Below are 20,311 nucleotides of genomic sequence, written 5' to 3' on the forward strand. Positions count from 1 at the left end.
CTCAAGGTATGAGAAATCCGCCTAGAGAGCCGGCCCCGTTGTCCCCCAGGTCGATTCGTAGAGTTCGTGCAGGGCAACAGCAGCGGCGCCCCGCGCCCAGAAGAAGTCGTCGCTGTCATCGAAGACCAGCTCGCTGACATCGCGCAATGATGGCGGAACGGCTGCGAGATAGGCCTGCCGCAAGCCCTCGATGAAGGGCGGCCCGAGCGCCAGGCTCGAGCCCACCAGAATGACCCGCGGCGGGGCAAATAGCGTCACGATATTGGCAAGCGTCACGCCGATCGCCTCTGCGGCGCGCCTGGCGTTCGCCAGCATCTGCGCATCCTCCTCCGCCATCAGGGCCTGAGCGTGAGACATGCCGCGCCCGAGCCGGATCGCATCCGCATAAAGCCCTTCCTGCGGCGCCTTTCCCAGGATCGCGCTTTCGCCTGCAAGGGCGCCAAGCCTTTCGACGCAGGACACGTCCGCCCCGAGCACCAGATCGCCGAGATTGTGGCTGAGGCCGCCGGCGCCACGAAACAGGCTGGAATTGTGGAGCACGCCGAGGCCGAGCGTCTGCTCCAGCGAGATCAGCACCATGTCCTCCAGATGCCGGGCCTTGCCGAACCAGTGATGGGCAAGCGTGATCGCGTGGACATCGCTTTCAACGATGGTGCGGATGCCGAAGCGGGGCGCGATCACGCCGGCGAAATCCACCTTCTCGTCGGAAAAGATCGGGCTTGCCCGGACAATTCCGGTGCGATGCTCGACCACACCCGGAATGCCGAGACAGATCGCATCGATCTCGCCGAGCGTCAGCCTCGCATCGATCACGCAGGCCCTGACGCCGTCGTCGACCAGATCGGCGATGACGCCGATCGGCATCCGGTCGATGCGCACCGGCAGCGAATATTCCGACAGCACAGCGCCGCAGAAATCCGTGACCACGAATGTCATGCGGGTGGCGGTGATCTTTGCGCCGACGACGCGCGCGGCATCCGGGTTGATTTCCAGCATCACCCGCGGGCGACCTCGTGCCGCGGAAGATCTGAGGTCGCCTTCATGGCGCGACAGGATGAGGCCGTCATCCATCAGCGAGGCGGTGATGGCCGAGACCGTGCTGGTGGAAAGCTGTGTTCCCTGGCTGATCTCGATGCGCGAAATGGCGCCATGGCGGCGGATCGTGTCCAGCACGCTCAACCTGTTGATCGCTCGCATCAATTCTGGATCGGCAGTTTTCATTTCGGCCCGGACAACATGCTGAAGACGGATAATTTATCCGCCATGCGAATTAAATACCGCGGCAGTTTTAGGCCCGAAACCCGCAAAAGCGCAAGGGATTTTTCCAAAACATGCCTAAATCGCAGGCATCCTGCCCAAAGTCTGGATAGCAGTCTATTGACAAAAACCCAAACCGCCCGTTTATTTAATCCGGACACTGCAAAAAGTACTTTGGGAGGAGTGCACATGCCAGTCGCTATCAAATGGCCACGTCACGTGGCTGCCGCCACCGTCGGCTTTTCCGCTCTTGTCGCAGGCGCGACGACCGCTTCGGCCGACACGGTCATCAAATGGCTGCATCTTGAAAATCAGGAACCGGTGGTCGAGATCTGGCGCCAGGTCGCCGACGAGTTCGAACAGGCCAATCCCGGTGTAACCATCGAGATGCAGTTCCTGGAAAACCAGGCTTTCAAGGCAAAGCTGCCGACCCTGCTGCAATCATCCGAAGTGCCGAGCCTGTTTTATACCTGGGGCGGCGGCGTGTTGAAGGCGCAGGAAGAAACCGGCGTTCTGCGTGATATTTCGCCCGCGCTCGATGCCGACAACAACAAGTGGCGCGACACGCTGAAGCCGTCTTCCATCGCCGGCATGACCTATGACGACAAGGTCTGGGCGGCGCCGGTGCTGAACGGCGTGGTTTCCTTCTTCTACAACAAGGAACTGTTCGACAAGGCCGGCGTAGACGCCAGCCAGATCACCACCTGGGACGATCTTCTGACCACCGTCCAGACGCTGAAGGACGCCGGCATCACGCCGATTGCGGGCGGCGGCGGCGACAAGTGGCCGATCCACTTCTACTGGGGCTATCTGGCCATGCGCGAGGCGGGTCACGACGGCTTCACCGCCGCCAAAGCCAACGAGAACGGCGGCTTTACCAACGAGGCCTTCGTCAAGGCCGGTCAGCATCTGGCCGATCTCGGCGCACTGGAGCCGTTCCAGAACGGCTATCAGGGCGCGACCTGGAACGATGCGCTCGCAACCTTCGGCGATGGCCGCGCGGCGATGATCCTGTCGTTCGAAAACACCGGCCGCACCCAGGCGAGCAACGCCACCGATGGCAAGGGCCTCGATCCGGCCAATATCGGCCGTTTCGCCTTCCCGACGATCGAAGGCGCGCCGGGTCTCGTCACCGACAATATGGGCGGCCTCACCGGCTGGGCCGTCACCAGGGATGCGCCGCCCGAGACGGAGAAATTCCTTGAATACTATACCAGCCCCGAGGTTTCCAAACGTATCTCCGAGGTACAGAAGGTAATCCCGGTGACCGTCGGCGTGGCCGATTCCATCACCGATCCGCTTCTGAAGAGCAGCGCGGAAGCACTTGCCGATGAAACCTGGCACCAGAATTATCTCGACCAGGATCTCGGCCCCAATGTCGGCGCCGTCGTCAACGACATGAGCGTCGCCATTGTCTCCGGCCAGACATCGCCGGAAGATGCCGCACAGCAGATCCAGGACACGTTCGAACTGGAAAACATGTAATCCCTTGGCTTGCCGGATGCCGGATCTCTCCGGCCTCCGGCGGCCAGGCCCTCTCATGTTCCGCGCGGACGGGCCCTGCCCGAGGATCGAAAGGCCGTTTGTCCTTCCGTTTCCTGATGTGCGGCAAAGCGGGAAAAGCGATGACGACCACCGATTCCATTCTGCCACCGCCGGTCGGGCCCGCGCCTGCAAGAGCCAGACGCCGCAGATCGCTCGCCCATACCAAATGGCCGGTGCTGATCCTGTTCATGCCGCCGGCGCTGGTGCTGTTCACGCTGCTCGTGATCCTGCCCATGGGCGAGGCGGCGTGGTATTCCTTCTTCCACTGGAACGGTTATGGCACGCCGGAAAAATGGGTCGATTTCCGCAACTACCAGCTCATTTTCCGCAATGCCGCCTTCAAGACCGCGCTGTTCAACAACGGGCTGATCCTGTTCGTGTCCATCGTCGTTCAGCTGCCGCTGGCGCTCTGGCTGGCATCCATGGTCACCAAGCATATCAGGGGCGCGCTGTTCTTCCGGCTGATCTTCTTCCTGCCCTATGTGCTGGCAGATGTCGCCGCCGGCATGATCTGGCGCTTCGTCTATGATGGCGATTTCGGGCTGGTTGCGGGCATCTGGCATTTCTTCGGCGCAGAGCCGCCCTTCGTTCTTGCCAATCCAGATACCGCGATGTCGGCAATCCTTGCGGTGGTCGTGTGGAAATATTTCGGCTTTCACATGATGCTGTTCATCGCCGGGCTGCAGGCGATCGACAAGTCGATCCTGGAGGCTGCCGATATTGACGGGGCGACCGGCTGGCAGAAGTTCCGTCTGGTGACGCTGCCGATGCTGGGCTCCACCGTCCGCCTTTCGGTGTTCTTCGCGGTCATCGGCTCGCTGCAGCTTTTCGACCTGATCATGCCGCTGACCGGCGGCGGACCGTCGAACGCGACCCAGACCATGGTGACCTTCCTCTACAATTTCGGCGTCACCCGCATGCAGGTCGGTTTCGGCAGCGCGGTCGGCGTCATTCTGTTCGTCATCTGCGTCACGCTCGCCTTCAGCTACAAACGGATATTCATGAAAAATGACTGATATCTCCGAAAGCGCGCCGATCGATGCGGCAAAAACGGGCGGCGAGGGACGCAAGCTCAAGGCCGGCACCCAGACCTATCTCTATGTCTCGCTGCTGATCGTGGCGGGCATCGTCATCGTGCCGCTGCTGACAACGGCGCTCGGCGGCTTCAAGACCCTGCCGGACCTGCGCGGCAACCCGTTCGGGCTGCCCACCGAATGGCAATGGTCGAACTACACCGATATCCTGTTTTCACAGCGCTATTGGCTGCAGATGGGCAATTCGCTGCTGATCGCGGTGATGACGGTGTTTCTGACCGTGGTGATCGCCGCGGCGGCCGCCTTCTGCTTTGCCCATATCCGGTTCTTCGGCTCGGACTATCTCCTGAACTATTTCCTGATCGGGCTGATGTTTCCGGCAGCAACGGCAATCCTGCCGCTTTACATCCGGATCCGCGATCTTGGCCTGCTCGACACCTATTGGGGCGTCATCCTGCCGCAGGTGGCCTTCGGGCTTGGCATGAGCATCCTGCTGTTCCGCAATTATTTCCGCAACCTGCCGCATGAATTGTTCGACGCCGCCTTTGTCGATGGCTGCGGCTATATCGGTTTCTTCTGGCATGTGACCATGCCGCTGTCGCGGCCGATCATCGCCACGGTCGGCATCATCTCCTTCGTGCAGAGCTGGAACAGCTACATCATCCCGCTGATCATGCTGAACACCGAGGACCGCTATCCCTGGCCGCTCGGCATCATGGTCTACAAGGGCGAATTCGCGACCGAATGGCAGCTGGTGCTGGCCTTCATCACGCTCACCATCCTGCCGACGATCATCGCCTTCTTCCTCGCCCAGAAACACATCATTGCCGGCCTCACCGCCGGCGCCGTCAAGTCGTGAAAACGTGGAGCTTTAAGACATGGCATCCGTCGAACTCAACAATGTCAGAAAGGCCTACGGCGCGCTCGAAGTCATTCACGGCGTTTCTCTGGCGATCGAAGATGGAGAATTCGTGGCTCTTGTCGGCCCTTCCGGCTGCGGCAAGTCCACGCTGTTGCGCATGATCGCGGGGCTGGAGGAAATCACCGGCGGTGATATCTCGATCGGCGGCGAGATCGTCAACGATCTTACCCCGCGCGAACGCAATATCGCGATGGTGTTCCAGTCCTATGCGCTCTATCCGCATATGACGGTCGCCGAAAACATGGGCTTCAACCTGCGCCTTGCCAAGCGGCCGAAGGAGGAGATCGAAAAGCGCGTCGGCGAGGCCGCGCGCATGCTGGACCTGACCGAGCTTCTCGACCGCAAACCCTCGCAGCTTTCCGGCGGCCAGCGCCAGCGCGTGGCCATGGGCCGCGCCGTGGTGCGCAACCCGGCCGTCTTCCTGTTCGACGAGCCGCTTTCCAATCTCGACGCGAAACTCAGGGTTCAGATGCGCTCGGAAATCAAGACGCTGCATCAGCGTGTCAAGACCACCTCGGTTTACGTCACCCACGACCAGATCGAGGCGATGACGCTGGCAGATCGGGTGGTGGTGCTGAACAAGGGGCATATCGAGCAGGAAGGGACACCGATCGAGCTTTACAAGAAGCCCGCCAACCTGTTTGTCGCCGCCTTCATTGGCTCGCCGGCCATGAACCTGCTGCCGGCCACGGTCGAGAGCGTCGATGGCGCACCCTCGGTGCGCTTTTCGGATGGCAAGACGCTTTCGATCTCGAAAGGCCATGCTGGCATGAAGCCCGGACAGAAGGTGACGGTCGGCCTCAGACCGGAGCATCTGAACCCGGATATCGGCGATGGCGCGGTGATCGAGGGCACGGCGCTTTTGGTCGAGCCGACGGGCGCGCAGAGCCATGTGGTCTTCGAACTTGGCGGCCAGCATGTGACGGCGATCGTGGACGGTGAACGGGACGTTCACCATGGGCAGCCCTTCGAAGCCAGGATCGATCCGGAACGGGTGCATATCTTCGACAGCGAGACCGGCGCGGCGCTTTAACCCGAGTGCGGGTTTCACGGGAACGCCAGACCGCTCGATCTTCCTGTTTCGACGCATTTTCGCGTGGGTCAGGCGTTGCAAGCTGACTGCGAAATGCTCTGGGCCGGCGAAAACCGGCGGCACGGCCAAAACGGGGGAAACGATGCCGGCGGTGGTCCATGCCGGCGAGAGGAAGCATATGGCGATCGCTCAGGATCGTCTGGCTTCCAGCGCGCGCCTGTCATCGGTTACCTCCACCGGTGGCAGGCCGCGCGCCTTGCTGAAGAATGAGGGCAGCAATCAGAACCGGCGGACGAAACCGATCGACAGCTTGTCCATGTTGGGACTGACCTTGTCGTCGCTGGCAGGCAGGATGCTGAAGCGCTTGGAATCGTACTGCACCCGGCGATATTCCAGGCGAAGTCCGTTGGTGTTGCTCCAGAGATATTCGACGCCCGCGCCGCCGGTCCAACCCGACATGTAATCGGTCTCAGAAATGCCCAGCGTGGCATTCTTCACATGGGTATTGGTGAAGGCATAGCCGCCGATTGCATAGATCAGCGTGCGGTCCAGGAGGAAGCCGGTGCGGCCGCCGACATAGCCGTCGAAATCGGCAAAGGCCTTGTAATTGTCGCCACCGTTGACGCTCGACTGGTTGCCGCTTGTGAAGTTGTAGTTGAATTCACCTGACGGACCGATCAGGAAACGATCGAAGGTGAAATCGTAGCCGCCCGAAATACCAAGCGTGATGCCGCCTGCATCCTTCAGGAACGTATTGTCGAACGACATCGTCTCGTAGCCGATGTTCGGCTTCAGATAGAAGCCGTTCCAGGCAGAGGCGGACGGATCCTGGGAGTAATTCGGGATGACGAGGTTCAGCGGTCCCTTGAGATTGCCGAGAGGCTGCAGGGATTCAGGAAGATCCTGGGCAAGCGAGGCAGACGACACAAGCGCTGTGGTCGCAAGGGCAAACCAGAAAGTCTTAGCTGCGATCATGACGTATTTCCTGAAACCTTTGACTGGACCCGCTGCGCATCGCAAGAGCGGCCTATATCAGTTTGTTACACATATACTACCTATGCTGCAAGTAGGCCCTTACCCATTAGCCGTCTGTTTTCAAAGCGCTTTCCAAAGCAAAACCCGGCGTGCCATTTCTGACACACCGGGTTTTGCCTCTTGAACAGCGTCATAGTCCGCCGGATGGCTCTCCAACGCCTGAAGAGAGAGGCCAGACGGCAGCATCGGCTTGCTCGTCAGAAACGCACTTCGAAGTGGTCACCCATGTCGGGCTTTTCGTCCGTCAGCTTGGACTTGGCGATCTGGATCGCGAAACCAAGCGCGTTCTTCGTCGCCCACACCTCGGCAAAGTCCGGATCGAACTTGATCAGCCGGATATCGGGATCGTCGATGCCGTCGAACCAGCTGGAGGCAACCGGGTTCCAGAGTTCTTCGAGCTTGGCCCGATCCTGCACCAGGGAAGAGGCGCCTTCGACCCGGGCATGCATGTCGCCATTGCCGGTCACAATCAGCGAGCTTTCCGTTTCGCCCTTCTCCAGCGCCTTCACCAGATCGGTGCCCTGGGCGGTGATGAACCAGATCGCCTGATCGTCCTCGACTGGGTAAGGTGACATCGGCACGTGGCGGGCGGACCCGATCCCCAGCATGGCGGCCCGAACATCATCCATTTCTTTCCAGAATTCGGTCTTTGACATTGTGTTCTCCTTCGAGAGAGAAACGCATCGCCTCTGAAAAGGTTGCGTCGCACCAGGGGCTGCTGCGGCACTCCGCGATAACGGCTCTTGTCAAAAACGGATTTCGTTTTCCGGGCCGATGCGCTAGGGGAGGCTATGGCAAAGCGAGTCACCGGCCCCGAAATCGAAAAACTGATCCAGCTTCTGGCGAAAGTGCCGGGGCTTGGACCGCGTTCGGCGCGCCGGGCGGCGCTTCACCTGATCAAGAAGCGCGACCAGTTGATGGGCCCGCTTTCCGGGGCCATGCAGGACGCCTATGACAAGGTGAAGATCTGCTCCACCTGCGGCAATGTGGATACAGTCGATCCGTGCACGATCTGCACCGATCCCAGCCGCGACCAGGGTCTGGTGATCGTGGTGGAGGATGTCGGCGATCTGTGGGCGCTGGAACGCGCTGCCGCGCTCAACGCCGCCTATCATGTGCTCGGCGGCACGCTGTCGCCGCTTGATGGCATCGGTCCGGATGACCTGACCATCTCCGCCCTTGTCGACCGGGTGAAGACCGGCGAGGTGCGCGAACTGATCATCGCCGTCAACGCCACCGTCGAGGGGCAGGCAACCGCCCATTATATCACGGACCAACTCGACGGGCTCGATATCAAGGTCACCCGCCTCGCCCACGGCGTACCGGTCGGCGGCGAGCTCGACTATCTCGACGAGGGCACGCTGGTGGCAGCGCTCAGAGCGCGAACCAGCCTGTAGCGCAGCCAACCGCCACAGATTCAGCTTGTGCATCCGTGTCCTGCTGCTGTAATCTCGCCTGATGGTTGCAGGAGGGCGCAATGATCGTCGAATATCTCCGCTATACGGTGCCTGAAGCGCAGCAGGCCGCATTCATCCTTGACTATCAGGCGGCGAAAGAGCCGCTGATGCGCTCGCCCCATGCGCGCGCCTTCGACATGGCGCAGTGCGAGGAAGACCCCGCGCAATTCATCATCCGGATCGAATGGACATCTGCCGAGGATCACCTGCGTTCCTTCAGGGGAAGCGCGGAGTTCCGCGCCTTCTTCGCCCATGTCCGCCCCTATGTCGGCATGATCCAGGAAATGCGTCACTACCGGCCCTGCTGACCCGCACTTTGGGCAAGGGTTGCGATCCCGGCGCTGAGGGCGGTGATCTCCGGGAGCTGCGCGCTGGTGCAGTGTCATCCATTGCGCCACCTCCCCCGGATCATCCGCCCGTCACCGGGACACAATCAACGCTTGACAGTCTCCACATATCCATTATTCTGGATTTATGGATGAAAAAGACACGATAGCGGCGCTCGCCGCCCTCGCGCAGCCGACCCGGCTGCAGACCTTCCGCCTGCTGGTGGCGGCAGAGCCCGAAGGCATTGCCGCGGGCGTGCTGGCCCAGCAACTGGCGGTACCACAGAACACGATGTCGGCGCACCTTGCCACCTTGTCGCGGGCGGGGCTCGCAACCAGCACGCGCGACGGTCGATCGATCATCTACCGTGCCGATCTGGATGGGCTGCGCTCGGCGATGCTGTTTCTCGTGAACGATTGCTGCGGCGGCGATGCCGCGCTGTGTGCGCCCCTGATCGCTGACCTTTCGCCCTCCTGTCCTCCTGCAGAAAAGTGCTGCTGATCCATGTCTCTGTTTGAACGTTACCTTACCGTCTGGGTCGGGCTGTGCATCGTGGTGGGCATTGCGCTCGGCCATGTCATGCCCGGCCTGTTTCAAACGGTCGGCAGACTGGAAGTCGCGCGGGTCAACATTCCGGTCGCGGTGCTGATCTGGCTTATGGTCATCCCCATGCTGCTGAAGATCGATTTTGGCGCCATGCGCACCGTTGGCCGGCACTGGCGCGGCATCGGGGTCACACTCGCCGTCAACTGGGCGGTGAAGCCGTTTTCGATGGCGCTGCTTGGCTGGCTGTTCATCGGCTACCTGTTCCGCCCGCTGCTGCCGGCGGGCGAGATCGACAGCTATATCGCCGGCCTGATCATCCTCGCCGCAGCCCCCTGCACCGCCATGGTGTTCGTTTGGTCCAACCTGACCAAGGGCGAGCCGCATTTCACCCTGTCCCAGGTGGCGCTCAACGATGCGATCATGATCGTCGCCTTCGCGCCGATCGTCGGCCTGCTGCTCGGTCTTTCGGCGATCACCGTTCCCTGGTTGACGCTGGCGCTGTCGGTGGCGCTCTATATCGTCATTCCGGTGATCGTCGCCCAGTTGATCCGCACCGCGCTGACACAGGGCGGCAAGACCGCCCGGCTTGACGCCCTGCTCAAGAGGCTCCAGCCCCTGTCGCTCGTTGCCCTGCTTGCCACGCTGGTGCTGCTGTTCGGCTTCCAGGGCGAACAGATCCTCGCCCAGCCGATGATCATCGCGCTTCTGGCCGTGCCGATCCTGATCCAGGTCTATTTCAACGCCGGCCTTGCCTACCTCATGAACCGCGCCGCCGGCGAAGAGCACTGCGTTGCAGGCCCCTCGGCACTGATCGGCGCCTCGAATTTCTTCGAGCTCGCCGTCGCCGCCGCCATCAGCCTTTTCGGCTTTCAGTCCGGCGCAGCGCTTGCCACCGTCGTCGGCGTCCTGATCGAGGTACCGGTGATGCTGTCGGTGGTTGCCATCGTCAACCGCAGCAAGGGCTGGTACGAAAGAGGCAATGCCGTCTCCCGTGCTCAGCGCCCAAGCAGCGAATCCAGCGCCTCGTAGCTGACCGGATTGTCCGGGCAAAGGCCGAGACCGCATTCGGCAACCGTGGAAATGCCATTGCCGAGCGACGCCAGCATGAAGACGACGACCGCCGCAAGACCGAGGCCGGAGAGCCTGCGGCGCTGGCCGGAGGAAAACCCGCCAAGCATCAGCATCACGGCGGAGCCCAGGATCACCAGCGCAAATACCAGAAACGCCCAGGTGTAGAAGTGTAAGCCGAAGAAGGCGTCGCCATAGGCGCCCGTTCCCGGAACCACGTGGAGCGCCACCTGCCGCAATGCGGCAACCCCGCCCGCGACAGCACCGGCAATCATCAATCCGTAATATTGCGGCGCGACGCCGAGGATGATGTTGAGGCTGAGCCCCACACCAACCATGACGAAGCCAGCGCGCTGCAGCAGGCACAGCGGACACGGTAATTCGCCATCGGCGAACTGGGCATAAAAGGCGAACAGCAGGACGAAGGAGATAGCCAGAAGGCCGAGGCTGTTCAGCGTTGACGCCAGACGTTCGTTCATGACGGCCTCCCTACAGCGCGATGTCGAGCGTATCGGTGGCGTGGAGCCTGTAGAGCACAAACAACAGCAACACCCCCAAAACGGCGACCAGCAGCGCCGCCCCACCCCGATCTTTCCAGGCCAGATAAACGGCGCCAGCGCCAATGAAAAACGGCAAAGCCATCATGATAAACCCCTCCTCTGCATAGGGGGTCAGAGATGACAGTCTTTCTGCGCGGTCGCAACCGACTGGACGGCAGTAAAGCAATCCGGCATGCAACCGCGAAAACCGCAGGCTTCCGTGGCGCAGCGGGTGACGTTTGGAACAGGGCGACTGCGGCCAAACAAAGCCATTCCACTCAAACGAAGTTTGCGCTACGCAGAACGTCAATGATCCCCACCCGAGAGCCCTTTTCATGCGCAAAGCCCACGAACTGCCGTATCGCCCGAATGTCGGCGTGATGATCATCAATCGCCAGGGCAAGATCTGGCTCGGCCGCAGGTTGTCGGAAAACAATTCGGAATCCGACGGCTCGCCGCAGCTCTGGCAGATGCCGCAGGGCGGCATCGATCCGGGCGAGACGCCTGCCGATGCCGCAGCGCGGGAACTCTATGAGGAGACCGGCATCCGCTCGGTCGAACTCCTCGGCGAATCTGCCGGCTGGATCAATTACGATCTCCCCGATCATCTGATCGGCATCGGTCTGCGCGGCAGGTTTCGCGGCCAGACCCAGAAATGGTTCGCCTACCGGTTTCTGGGCGACGACAGCGAGATCGCGATCGATCCGCCGCCCGAAGGGCACGCGCGCGAATTCGACGCCTGGCAATGGGCCGATCTCGACGCCCTGCCAGAGCTGATCGTCGCATTCAAGCGCGCGGTCTATGAACAGGTGGTCGCGGAATTTCGCCACCTGGTGCGCTGACGGCCTGTCTTCGCCGTTGCCCGCGCAAGCGGCACGAGCGACGGCAGAGGATCAGGAACCGGCGAGGCGCCATCCGAACAAAAAAAGGCCCGGCAAAACCGGGCCTTCAGAGATCATGCAATGAGTCGAAAAGGCTTACTCGGCCTTGTCGCTCGATTCAGCGTTGAGCAGAGCGTATTTCTCTTCGCCAAGCGAATCGAGAAGATCAAGCTGGGTTTCAAGGAAGTCGATATGGCCTTCCTCGTCGATCATCAACTCTTCGAAAAGCTTCATGCTGACGTAATCGCCAGCTTCGTGACAGATATCACGGCTTTCCTTGTAGGAATTACGCGCTTCATACTCGCCGGCGAGATCGCCCTCGAGCACTTCCTTGACGGTCTGGCCGATACGCAGCGGCGCAACAGTCTGCAGGTTCGGGTGGCCTTCGAGAAAGATGATCCGGTCGATCAGCTTGTCGGCGTGGTTCATTTCCTCGATCGACTCGGCGCGCTCCTTGGCGGCGAGCTTGGTCAGACCCCAGTCCTTGGTCAGACGGTAATGCAGCCAATACTGATTGACGGCACCAAGCTCAAGAAACAGAGCTTCGTTCAACCGTTCGATAACCTTTTTGTCGCCTTTCAATGTCCGCTCTCCTGTTCTTTTGGTGGAACTCTTTGAGGCGGCTCAAAAAATCACAGATTTCCGCATCGGTCGAGTCTCGATTTTTGTGATAATCCTCGGTCGTGCGCACAATGATGTCGGCGACATTCGGGAAGCATCCGCAGCACCGGCCGCGCTTGGCCATTCGGTGATAGACCTTCGCAGGGACGATAAGCTGCCAGCAGTCCTCGTCGAGAAGCTCGACGATGGTCTGTTCAATGTCCTTCGCGGTTATGAAATTGCAACTGCAAACCAGCATGCTTCCACCATTGACATCAGTCTCTGATGACTGGTGTTTTGCTAAAGGCGAGGCTGATTGTCAAGATTAAATCTGAACCCTCGCCCTCACGAAACGGAGAGCGCGGGCGTGCAGTATTTCAAAAGAAGGGAATTAGTTGGTGGAGGCCAGCGCGCAAGGATCGACACCGTAGGCGGGTGCGCAGCCAGGCTTGCTTGCAGCAATGCTGCCGGGCGCAACGAGTGAAGCTGCCATGATCATCAGAGCCGCGCCTGCAAACAGTACCGCGATCGATTTACCCATTGTCTTAGTAACCTTCTAGATCAAGAACCCGCAAGATCATCCTGCCGATGACCTTTCAATAAACAGTAAAGGCACAAGGGCAGGGACAGGTTCCCAAATGTGGCGAAATTTTTGCAAGAGTGTGCGCGAACATATGCGCCCGCACAACCATAACGTCAAGCGGCTTTTCCGAACTGACCGTGTTGACGGTACTGAACGAGGTAAGTTGGCAACACTGCCTCGAGCTGGGCCGGGCGAATGCCGAGACCATCGAGCGTGCGGCCTTCCTTTTTCGCTTCCTCGGAGACGACATTGTCCGTCTTCAGGAGCTTCACCTGATCCGATGTCAGCGGCGGGGTCACGAAAGGAACAAGGCTTGCGACGCCGCCGAACAGCGATGCAAGGCCGAAGGGCATGGAAACGAGCGCCCGCTTGCGGCCGGTGATCGACAGCACCAGCTCGAGACATTCGCGGAAGGTCAGGACATCGCGGCCGCCCAGCTCGTAAATGGTGCCGGCCTGAAGCTTGCCCTCGACGGAGCGCGCGATCACCTCTGCGACATCACCGACATAAACGGGCTGGAACTTCGTCTCGCCGCCGCCGATGACCGGCAGCATCGGCGAAATCAGCGACATCTTGCCAAACTTGTTGAAGAAGTCGTCTTCGGGGCCGAAGATGATCGAAGGACGCACGATCACGGCATCCGGCACGATCTTGCGGATATCCGCCTCGGCCTTGCCCTTGGAGCGGGCATAATGCGATTCGCTGCCTTCGCCGGCGCCGAGCGCCGAAACATGGGTAAGCTTCGCGCCGGCGGCACGGGCGGCTTCCGCCACCATGCGCGCGCCCTTTTCCTGCACGGCGTCGAACCCGTTCTTGCCGTCTTCGAAGAGGATGCCGACGCAGTTGACGACATGATCCGCACCGTCCACGGCGCGGCGGATCGTTTCCTCGTAGCGCAGATTGGCCTGCATGAAGGTGATCTGGCCGACATTGCCGAGCGGCTGGAGGAACAGCGCGAGATCGGGCCGGCGCACGGCAACGCGGATCCGGTATCCCCGTTTCGCAAGCGCCCTGACGACATAGCGACCGACAAAACCGGAACCGCCGAAGACCGTAACCAGCGGGGGGATGTTCGATAGCGTCATGACAAGCCTCTAGTTTCGATGATGTGATTTCCTTAGCCCAATCTCCGGCCAAGGTGAAGGGACAACACGTCGCGGCGGTTAACGATCCCTCGCCAAGAGCGGCTGCCGTGACCCTGCCGACACAGCGCCTGCCGCAGGCACGTCTCGATCTGCCGCCGCAATCTGTCTCAGGCCGAAGGCGCAGCGCTTTCGATTTCAGCGACGATGCGCGCTGCCACCGCCTTCGGATCCTCCGCCTTGACGATCGGACGGCCCACCACGAGATGGCTTGCGCCCGCGCCGATCGCATCGCGCGGGGTCATGACGCGCTTCTGGTCGTCGGCGATGGAACCCTGAGGCCGGATGCCCGGGGTAACCACGGCCATGTCGGCGCCGATCTGGCGGCGCACGAGCTCTGCTTCCGCTGCCGAACAGACCAGACCGCCCATGCCCGCTTCTTTCGCCTGGCGGGCGCGCTTTTCCACCAGCGCCTCGGCGGTGTCGCTGTAGCCGGCCTCGATCAGATCGTCATTGTCCATGGAGGTCAGAACGCTGACGCCGAGCAGGCAGAGATCCGATCCGCGCGCGGCCGCGACGGCGGCGCGCATCGCCTTCGGATAGGCGTGCAGCGTCAGCATCGTCATGCCCATTTTCGCGATGTTCTCGACGCCCTTGGCCACCGTGTTGTCGATGTCGAGGAGCTTCATGTCGAGAAACACATGCTTGCCATCCTCGGCAAGCTCGCGGGCAAAGGAAAGCCCGCCGGCAAAAACCAGCTGATAGCCGACCTTGTAGAAGGAAACGGTGTCGCCCAGCGTGGCAACCATGGCTTCCGCTTCGGAAACCGTCGGGACGTCCAGCCCCACAATCAGTCTGTCGCGTGCATGCATGTTCTCGGCCCTCGTTTCACCGGGGTGCAAGTCGCATAAAAACGGCTCGGGGAAAAGCGCTTATTGGCAACACGCCACACGCTTTTCCAAATCGGAACATGCCCGACGCGCTAGACGCGCATCGGCATCAGAACGTAAAGCGCGTTCTCGCTGTCGGTGTCGCGCACCAGGGTCGGCGAGCCGGCATCGGCAAACAGGAAGATCGCCTCGTCGCCGGTCAGTTGGCCGGTGATGTCGAGCAGATACTTGGCATTGAAGCCGATATCCATCGGCTCGCTGTCATAACCGACGGCGAGCTCATCGGTGGCGCTGCCCGAATCGGGATTGTTGACGGTGAGCGTGAGCTGGCCTTCGGCAAGCGACAGCTTGACAGCGCGCCCGCGCTCGGAAGAAACCGTGGACACGCGGTCTACGGCCTTGGTGAAATCGGCGCAGTCGATCCGCATCTCGCGGTCGTTATTGGCCGGGATCACGCGCTGGTAATCCGGGAAGGTGCCGTCGATCAGCTTGGAGGTGATCACCACCGAGCCGATGGTGAAGCGGATCTTGGCATCGGAGACTTCGACGGTCACGATGATTTCCGGATCGTCGAGAAGCTTCTGCAGCTCGCCGACCGTCTTGCGCGGAATGATCACGCCCGGCATGTTCTCGCAGCCGGACGGCGCGTCGATTTCGGCACGCGCCAGACGGTGGCCGTCGGTGGCAACCGCGCGCAGCTTCAGCGCCTTGCCCTCGGCCATCGCGTGGAAATAGATGCCGTTCAGATAATAGCGGGTCTCTTCGGTCGAAATCGCAAACTGGGTGCGGTCGATCAGCATCTTCAGATCGCTCGCCTTCAGCTTGAAGGAATGGCTGAAGGAACCGGCGGTCAGGTCCGGAAAATCTTCCTGCGGCAGGCACTGCAGCGAGAATTTCGACTTGCCGGAGGCAACCGAGATGGTCTGGCCGTCGGTGGCGGTCGCAAGCGAGACTTCCGCGCCATCGGCAAGCTTGCGCACGATGTCATACAGAAGATGCGCGGGAACCGTGGTCGCGCCTGCCTGTTCGACCATGGAGGCGGTCTTTTCGGTGATTTCGAGATCGAGGTCGGTCGCCTTCATCTCCAGATCCGCGCCCTCGGCCTTCAACAGCACATTGGAGAGAATCGGAATGGTGTTCCGCCGCTCGACCACGCGATGCACGTGGTTCAGGGACTTCAACAGATTGGATCTCTCAAGCGTGATACGCATGACTTTCGCTTTCACTCTCATTGCGCGGACGGCGACGGGCTTGCACCTTCGAAGGGCGCAGGCGGGGGGACAAAATGACAGCAATTCCAGCCGGATTGCAAGGCCTCCCGCCGTTCCATCCCCATTGATCACAGGGCGGACCCGCAGCGCCCCTTGCGACACCCCTTGAGCCGTGGTCAAACGGGGAAGGAAAATGCCGGGATGAAGACCATGGACAATGACAGCAATCGGTTCGAGATCGCAGGCCACGCGATCGAGGCGCGGCCCTTAGCGCCCGGGCTTTATCTGGTCGCAACCCCGATCGGCAATCTCGGCGACATCACCATCCGCGCGCTCGAGACCATTGCCGGCTGCGATATTCTGGCCTGCGAGGACACCCGCGTCACCCGCAAGCTGCTCGACCGCTTCGCGATCCGCAAGCGGCCCTATGCCTATCATGAGCACAATGCCGAAAAGGCCGGCGAGAAGCTTTTGGAAGCGCTTGGCGACGGCAAGACGGTAGCGCTCGTCTCCGATGCCGGAACGCCAATGGTCTCCGACCCCGGATACCGCCTCGCCCAGCATGCCATTGCCGCCGATATCAACGTGGTGCCGATCCCCGGCGCCTCCGCCCCGCTTGCAGCCCTCGTCGGCGCTGGCCTTCCAAGCGATGCCTTCCTGTTTGCAGGCTTCCTGCCTTCCAAGGACAAGGCGCGGCGCGACCGGCTTTCAGAACTTGGCGGAGTACCGGCAACGCTTGCCTTCTTCGAATCACCCCACCGCATTGCCGCAACGCTTGATGCCGCAGCCGACGTGCTCGGCGGTGAACGCCCCGCAGCCGTCTGCCGCGAACTGACGAAAACCCACGAGACCTTCAAGCGCGGCACACTCCTGGCACTTGCGGACTTCTACCGCGACGAAACAGTGAAGGGCGAGATCGTGCTGTTGATCGGCCCGCCGCCGGCCGACCGGGTTCCGGAGGCAGCCGATGTGACCGCTCTCCTGAAACGGCTTGCTGGCGAGATGCCCGCGGCAAAGGCCGCAGCCCAGGCCGCGAAGGAGACCGGCCTGCCGCGCAAGGATCTCTACCAGCAGCTTCTGGCGCTGAAGAATGGCTGAGGCGGGCGACAGCCGCCGAAAGGCCGAACGCCGTGGCCGATCCGCCGAGCGGATCGCAATCCTCTATCTCCGCTTCAAATTCTACCGCATCATGGCAACCCGCTACAAAACCCATGCCGGAGAGGTCGACATCATCGCCCGCAAGGGCGACCTCGCCGTCTTCATCGAGGTCAAGGCGCGGCGGGAGGCGCAGGTGGCACTCGATGCCGTCACGCCATCTGCCATGCGCCGCATCCGGGCGGCTTCCGATGTCTGGCTTTCGCGCCAGCCCGATTTTGCGCGCCTGTCGCAGCGCTATGACATCATTGCCTGCCTGCCCGGACGTCTGCCGCGCCATTTTCCCGATGCTTTCTGAGGTTTGCCCAGCGGTTTTACATTCCTGAAACAAAACCGTCGTCTCGCCGTCATGCAGCGGGACTACCTCCCCGATCATCATCGACGTCGATGACCTTTGAACCGGGGACCTTGATCATGAAGAAATTCGTTCTGGCCGCGCTCGCCGCTGGCCTCTCCACCTCGACCGCATTCGCCGCCACCGACATCACCTGGTGGCACGGCATGGGCGGCAAGAACCAGGAAGTCATCAACCAGATTTCCGAGAAGTTCAACGCCTCGCAGGACGCCTGCAGCCTGACGCCGGTTTCCAAGGGCACCTATGAAGAAGCGCTCGCCTCCGGTATCGCCGCTTTTCGTTCGGGCGAACAGCCGAACATCCTGCAGGTCTTCGATGCAGGCGCCGCCACCATCATCAACGCCAAGGGCGCTGCTGTTCCTGCCGAAGACCTGATCAAGGACGCCGGCTACGACTTCAACCGCGAAAACTTCATCGAAGGCGTGCGCTACTTCTACGCCGATGCCGATGGCAAGTTTGTCGGCATGCCCTTCAACTCGTCGGCGCCGATCATGTACATCAACACCGAAGCCTTCGAAAAGGCCGGTGTCGAGCCGCCGAAGACCTGGGAAGAGTTCGAGACGATCGCCCCTGCCCTGAAGGACGCCGGCTATATTCCGCTGGTCCAGTCGCAGCTGACCTGGGAAATGACCGAGAACTTCTTCTCGCGCAACAACCTCCAGTTCGCGACCAACAACAACGGCTACGACAGCGTCGACGGCACCGAGATCCTCGTCAACACGCCTGAGCACATCATGATGTATGAGAAGCTCAAGGAATGGTACGACGCCGGCTATTTCGGCTATTTCGGCGCCGGCTGGTCCGACAACCAGAAGCCCTTTGAAGAAAACAAGGTTGCGCTTTGGGTCGGTTCGTCCGGTTCGTTCGGCGGCCTCACCAGCACGGCCCAGATGCCGTTCTCGGCAACCTTCCTGCCCTATTGGGGCTCGATCGACGGCGCCGGCACCAACTCCTTCATCGGCGGCGCGGCCCTGTTCGCGCTTTCCGGCAAGTCCGACGACGAGAACAAGTGCACGGCGGCCTTCTTCGAATTCCTGACCTCGCCGGAAATACAGTATTTCTGGCACAAGTCGACCGGCTATGTTCCGGTCACGACCGCGGCCTATGAGCTGGCCAAGGAAGATGGCTGGTACAAGGAACAGCCGATTGCCGAAGTCGGCATCCAGCAGCTTTCGCTGCCGGGCGGCGAATGGTCCAAGGGCTACCGCATGGGCTTCTACCCGCAGATCCGCGAAGTGATGGAACGCGAATACAACAAGATCTTCGCAGGCGAGACCTCGGTTGAAGACGCGATGGCAACGATCGAGCAGGAAGGCAACGCCCTTCTTGCCCGCTTTGCCAAGACCGCAAACAACTAAGTCTTTCGATAAGAGACTGCCTGATCCGGGGGCATGCCCCCGGATTTTGGCGTATTCTCAAAAAGAAATAGCGACTGAAAACGGCGGTCAGTTTGTTGGCAAACCTGTCCTTAAACGCGGCGTCATCCTCGTGCTTGACACGAGGATCCAGGCGGCACGGCGGAGTGTTCGCAATCAGACTTAGGAAATTTAATCCCCTAAGTCGCCTGGATGCTCGGATCAAGTCCGAGCATGACTCGTGTGGGTGAGGCTGGCGTGAGCGAAAATATCGGAAGCTGTCGCTGTGTCAGCAGCCTGGCTAACCAAAACGGCGTTCGCGTTTGTCCATGGTAACGATGCTTGCTCCCGATACTCTCTCCCGCTTGCGGGAGAGATGCCCCTTAAGGGGCAGTGAGGGTGATGCAGACTTTCCAATCGTGAGGGCTTTCGCAGGGTGGGTCTCCCCCCCTCACTGTCGCTGCCGCGGCATCTCTCCCCTCCGGGGCGAGAATACTTTGGGGGCTATGCGGCATGGGCGGGTTGGTCGCCCCGACTGCAACAGGAAACAGAAAATGAAGCGCGTCCAGTTCAATTCGGCATTGCTGCCGTATCTCTTCCTGCTGCCTCAGATGGCGATCATCGTGATCTTCTTCTACTGGCCGTCAGCGCAGGCGATCCGATCATCCTTCTTTCTGGAGGACCCGTTCGGCTTTGGCGAAACCTTCGTGGGCTTTGCCAATTATGCCGATGCGCTGACCTCGCCCTACTACCTGCACGTTGCGAGGTTCACGGTGATCTTCACCATCCTCGTGACCTTCCTGTCGCTGTCACTCGGCCTGCTGCTTGCCACCAAGGCGGACGGCGTGATCCGGGGATCGAGCAGCTACAAGACCCTTCTGATCTGCGTCTATGCGATCGCGCCGCCGGTGGCAGGCCTTCTCGGGATGATGTTCTTCGACCAGCATATCGGCCCATTCGTGAAGTTTGCGGCCTGGTTCGGCTGGGACATCAAGGTGGGTATCGACTATTACGACACCGCCTTCGCCATGATCGTGGTCTCGGTCTGGAAACAGATTCCCTATAATTTCATCTTCTTCCTCTCCGGACTTCAGTCGATCCCGGTCTCGGTGCGCGAGGCGTCCGCGATCGACAACCGCTCGCCCTTCGGCCGGTTCCGCACCGTGACGCTGCCGCTTTTGGCGCCCACCGCCTTCTTCCTGCTGATCATCAACATGACCTATGCGCTGTTCGACACGTTCGGCATCATCGACGTGATCGTGAAGGACAAGGCCGCCAACAACCCGATCACCCTTGTCTACAAGGTCTATATGGACGGCTTCCGCGGCAATGACATCGGCGGCTCCGCCGCCCAGTCGGTGATCCTGATGATCATCGTTCTGGTGCTCACCTTCTTCCAGTTCCGCTTCATCGAGCGGCGCGTTCACTACAATTGA

At 60.9% G+C, this 20,311-nt stretch carries 24 protein-coding genes; 13 read left to right on the plus strand and 11 right to left on the minus strand.

The window, feature by feature from the left end; translation table 11 throughout:
- Positions 1–21: 21 nt before the first annotated feature.
- Positions 22–1,221, minus strand: a complete 1,200-nt coding sequence (locus tag HPQ62_RS09435; protein WP_174802283.1) for an ROK family transcriptional regulator — start codon at positions 1,219–1,221, stop codon at positions 22–24.
- A 225-nt stretch (positions 1,222–1,446) separates the two neighbouring features.
- Here HPQ62_RS09435 and HPQ62_RS09440 point away from each other — a divergent pair, with 225 nt between their 5' ends.
- From HPQ62_RS09440 to HPQ62_RS09455, 4 genes are all read left to right on the plus strand, one after another.
- On the plus strand, positions 1,447–2,742 hold the full coding sequence (locus HPQ62_RS09440; protein ID WP_174802284.1) for an extracellular solute-binding protein: 1,296 nt from the start codon (positions 1,447–1,449) through the stop codon (positions 2,740–2,742).
- Between the two features lie 140 nt (positions 2,743–2,882).
- A complete protein-coding gene (locus tag HPQ62_RS09445; RefSeq protein WP_174802285.1) occupies positions 2,883–3,818 on the plus strand; it encodes a carbohydrate ABC transporter permease in 936 nt (311 codons plus the stop codon).
- On the plus strand, positions 3,811–4,695 hold the full coding sequence (locus HPQ62_RS09450; protein WP_174802286.1) for a carbohydrate ABC transporter permease: 885 nt from the start codon (positions 3,811–3,813) through the stop codon (positions 4,693–4,695). The genes HPQ62_RS09445 and HPQ62_RS09450 overlap by 8 nt, the downstream gene beginning before the upstream one ends.
- A 19-nt stretch (positions 4,696–4,714) precedes the next feature.
- Complete coding sequence (locus tag HPQ62_RS09455) at positions 4,715–5,791, plus strand: ABC transporter ATP-binding protein (protein ID WP_174802287.1); 1,077 nt, start codon at positions 4,715–4,717, stop codon at positions 5,789–5,791.
- Between the two features lie 279 nt (positions 5,792–6,070).
- Here the strand turns inward: HPQ62_RS09455 and HPQ62_RS09460 are convergent, their stop codons facing one another.
- A complete protein-coding gene (locus HPQ62_RS09460; RefSeq protein ID WP_174802288.1) occupies positions 6,071–6,766 on the minus strand; it encodes an outer membrane protein in 696 nt (231 codons plus the stop codon).
- Between the two features lie 257 nt (positions 6,767–7,023).
- Positions 7,024–7,482, minus strand: coding sequence for a pyridoxamine 5'-phosphate oxidase family protein (locus HPQ62_RS09465; protein ID WP_174802289.1), 459 nt, complete (start codon positions 7,480–7,482; stop codon positions 7,024–7,026).
- Between the two features lie 135 nt (positions 7,483–7,617).
- On the opposite strand from HPQ62_RS09465, the gene recR reads away from it, so the two are divergent.
- From recR to arsB, 4 genes are all read left to right on the plus strand, one after another.
- Positions 7,618–8,223 carry a recombination mediator RecR gene (gene recR / locus HPQ62_RS09470; protein ID WP_174802290.1) on the plus strand — a complete coding sequence of 202 codons (606 nt, stop codon included), beginning with the start codon at positions 7,618–7,620 and terminating at the stop codon, positions 8,221–8,223.
- An 80-nt stretch (positions 8,224–8,303) separates the two neighbouring features.
- Positions 8,304–8,591, plus strand: a complete 288-nt coding sequence (locus HPQ62_RS09475; protein WP_174802291.1) for an antibiotic biosynthesis monooxygenase family protein — start codon at positions 8,304–8,306, stop codon at positions 8,589–8,591.
- Positions 8,592–8,757: 166 nt separating this feature from the next.
- Positions 8,758–9,111 carry an ArsR/SmtB family transcription factor gene (locus HPQ62_RS09480; protein WP_174802292.1) on the plus strand — a complete coding sequence of 118 codons (354 nt, stop codon included), beginning with the start codon at positions 8,758–8,760 and terminating at the stop codon, positions 9,109–9,111.
- Positions 9,112–9,114: 3 nt separating this feature from the next.
- A complete protein-coding gene (gene arsB, locus HPQ62_RS09485; protein ID WP_174802293.1) occupies positions 9,115–10,185 on the plus strand; it encodes an ACR3 family arsenite efflux transporter in 1,071 nt (356 codons plus the stop codon).
- Here the strand turns inward: arsB and HPQ62_RS09490 are convergent.
- Both HPQ62_RS09490 and HPQ62_RS09495 read right to left on the minus strand, forming a co-directional pair.
- Positions 10,152–10,703: a disulfide bond formation protein B gene (locus HPQ62_RS09490; protein ID WP_174802294.1), complete on the minus strand. Its 552-nt coding sequence runs from the start codon at positions 10,701–10,703 to the stop codon at positions 10,152–10,154. The genes arsB and HPQ62_RS09490 overlap by 34 nt on opposite strands.
- A 10-nt stretch (positions 10,704–10,713) precedes the next feature.
- The gene (locus HPQ62_RS09495) at positions 10,714–10,869 is read right to left on the minus strand and encodes a DUF5993 family protein (protein WP_174802295.1); all 156 of its coding nucleotides are present in this window, start codon (positions 10,867–10,869) and stop codon (positions 10,714–10,716) included.
- A gap of 229 nt (positions 10,870–11,098) precedes the next feature.
- On the opposite strand from HPQ62_RS09495, the gene HPQ62_RS09500 reads away from it, so the two are divergent.
- Positions 11,099–11,605 (plus strand): RNA pyrophosphohydrolase, encoded by a 507-nt coding sequence (locus tag HPQ62_RS09500; RefSeq protein ID WP_174802296.1) that lies wholly within the window; start codon positions 11,099–11,101, stop codon positions 11,603–11,605.
- A gap of 135 nt (positions 11,606–11,740) precedes the next feature.
- Here HPQ62_RS09500 and bfr read toward each other — a convergent pair whose 3' ends face one another.
- From bfr to dnaN, 6 genes are all read right to left on the minus strand, one after another.
- Positions 11,741–12,226, minus strand: coding sequence for a bacterioferritin (gene bfr / locus HPQ62_RS09505; RefSeq protein ID WP_174802297.1), 486 nt, complete (start codon positions 12,224–12,226; stop codon positions 11,741–11,743).
- Positions 12,174–12,503, minus strand: a complete 330-nt coding sequence (locus tag HPQ62_RS21070; RefSeq protein WP_244629620.1) for a (2Fe-2S)-binding protein — start codon at positions 12,501–12,503, stop codon at positions 12,174–12,176. The genes bfr and HPQ62_RS21070 overlap by 53 nt, the downstream gene beginning before the upstream one ends.
- Before the next feature lie 132 nt (positions 12,504–12,635).
- Positions 12,636–12,785, minus strand: coding sequence for a hypothetical protein (locus tag HPQ62_RS09515; RefSeq protein ID WP_174802299.1), 150 nt, complete (start codon positions 12,783–12,785; stop codon positions 12,636–12,638).
- Positions 12,786–12,940: 155 nt separating this feature from the next.
- Positions 12,941–13,912: a complex I NDUFA9 subunit family protein gene (locus tag HPQ62_RS09520; protein WP_174802300.1), complete on the minus strand. Its 972-nt coding sequence runs from the start codon at positions 13,910–13,912 to the stop codon at positions 12,941–12,943.
- Positions 13,913–14,079: 167 nt separating this feature from the next.
- Positions 14,080–14,781: an orotidine-5'-phosphate decarboxylase gene (pyrF, locus tag HPQ62_RS09525; RefSeq protein ID WP_174802301.1), complete on the minus strand. Its 702-nt coding sequence runs from the start codon at positions 14,779–14,781 to the stop codon at positions 14,080–14,082.
- A 110-nt stretch (positions 14,782–14,891) separates the two neighbouring features.
- Complete coding sequence (gene dnaN, locus HPQ62_RS09530; protein WP_174802302.1) at positions 14,892–16,010, minus strand: DNA polymerase III subunit beta; 1,119 nt, start codon at positions 16,008–16,010, stop codon at positions 14,892–14,894.
- Between the two features lie 201 nt (positions 16,011–16,211).
- On the opposite strand from dnaN, the gene rsmI reads away from it, so the two are divergent.
- From rsmI to HPQ62_RS09550, 4 genes are all read left to right on the plus strand, one after another.
- A complete protein-coding gene (gene rsmI / locus HPQ62_RS09535) occupies positions 16,212–17,108 on the plus strand; it encodes a 16S rRNA (cytidine(1402)-2'-O)-methyltransferase (protein ID WP_244629621.1) in 897 nt (298 codons plus the stop codon).
- Positions 17,101–17,463 (plus strand): YraN family protein, encoded by a 363-nt coding sequence (locus HPQ62_RS09540; protein WP_174802303.1) that lies wholly within the window; start codon positions 17,101–17,103, stop codon positions 17,461–17,463. Before rsmI ends, HPQ62_RS09540 begins: the two co-directional genes overlap by 8 nt.
- Positions 17,464–17,579: 116 nt before the next feature.
- Positions 17,580–18,878 (plus strand): extracellular solute-binding protein, encoded by a 1,299-nt coding sequence (locus HPQ62_RS09545; RefSeq protein WP_244629622.1) that lies wholly within the window; start codon positions 17,580–17,582, stop codon positions 18,876–18,878.
- 503 nt (positions 18,879–19,381) lie between these two features.
- Positions 19,382–20,311: an ABC transporter permease subunit gene (locus HPQ62_RS09550; RefSeq protein WP_425312615.1), complete on the plus strand. Its 930-nt coding sequence runs from the start codon at positions 19,382–19,384 to the stop codon at positions 20,309–20,311.

Origin of the sequence: Martelella limonii (assembly GCF_013344475.1) — a bacterium.
In the GTDB taxonomy this organism is placed as follows: Bacteria; Pseudomonadota; Alphaproteobacteria; order Rhizobiales; family Rhizobiaceae; genus Martelella; species Martelella limonii.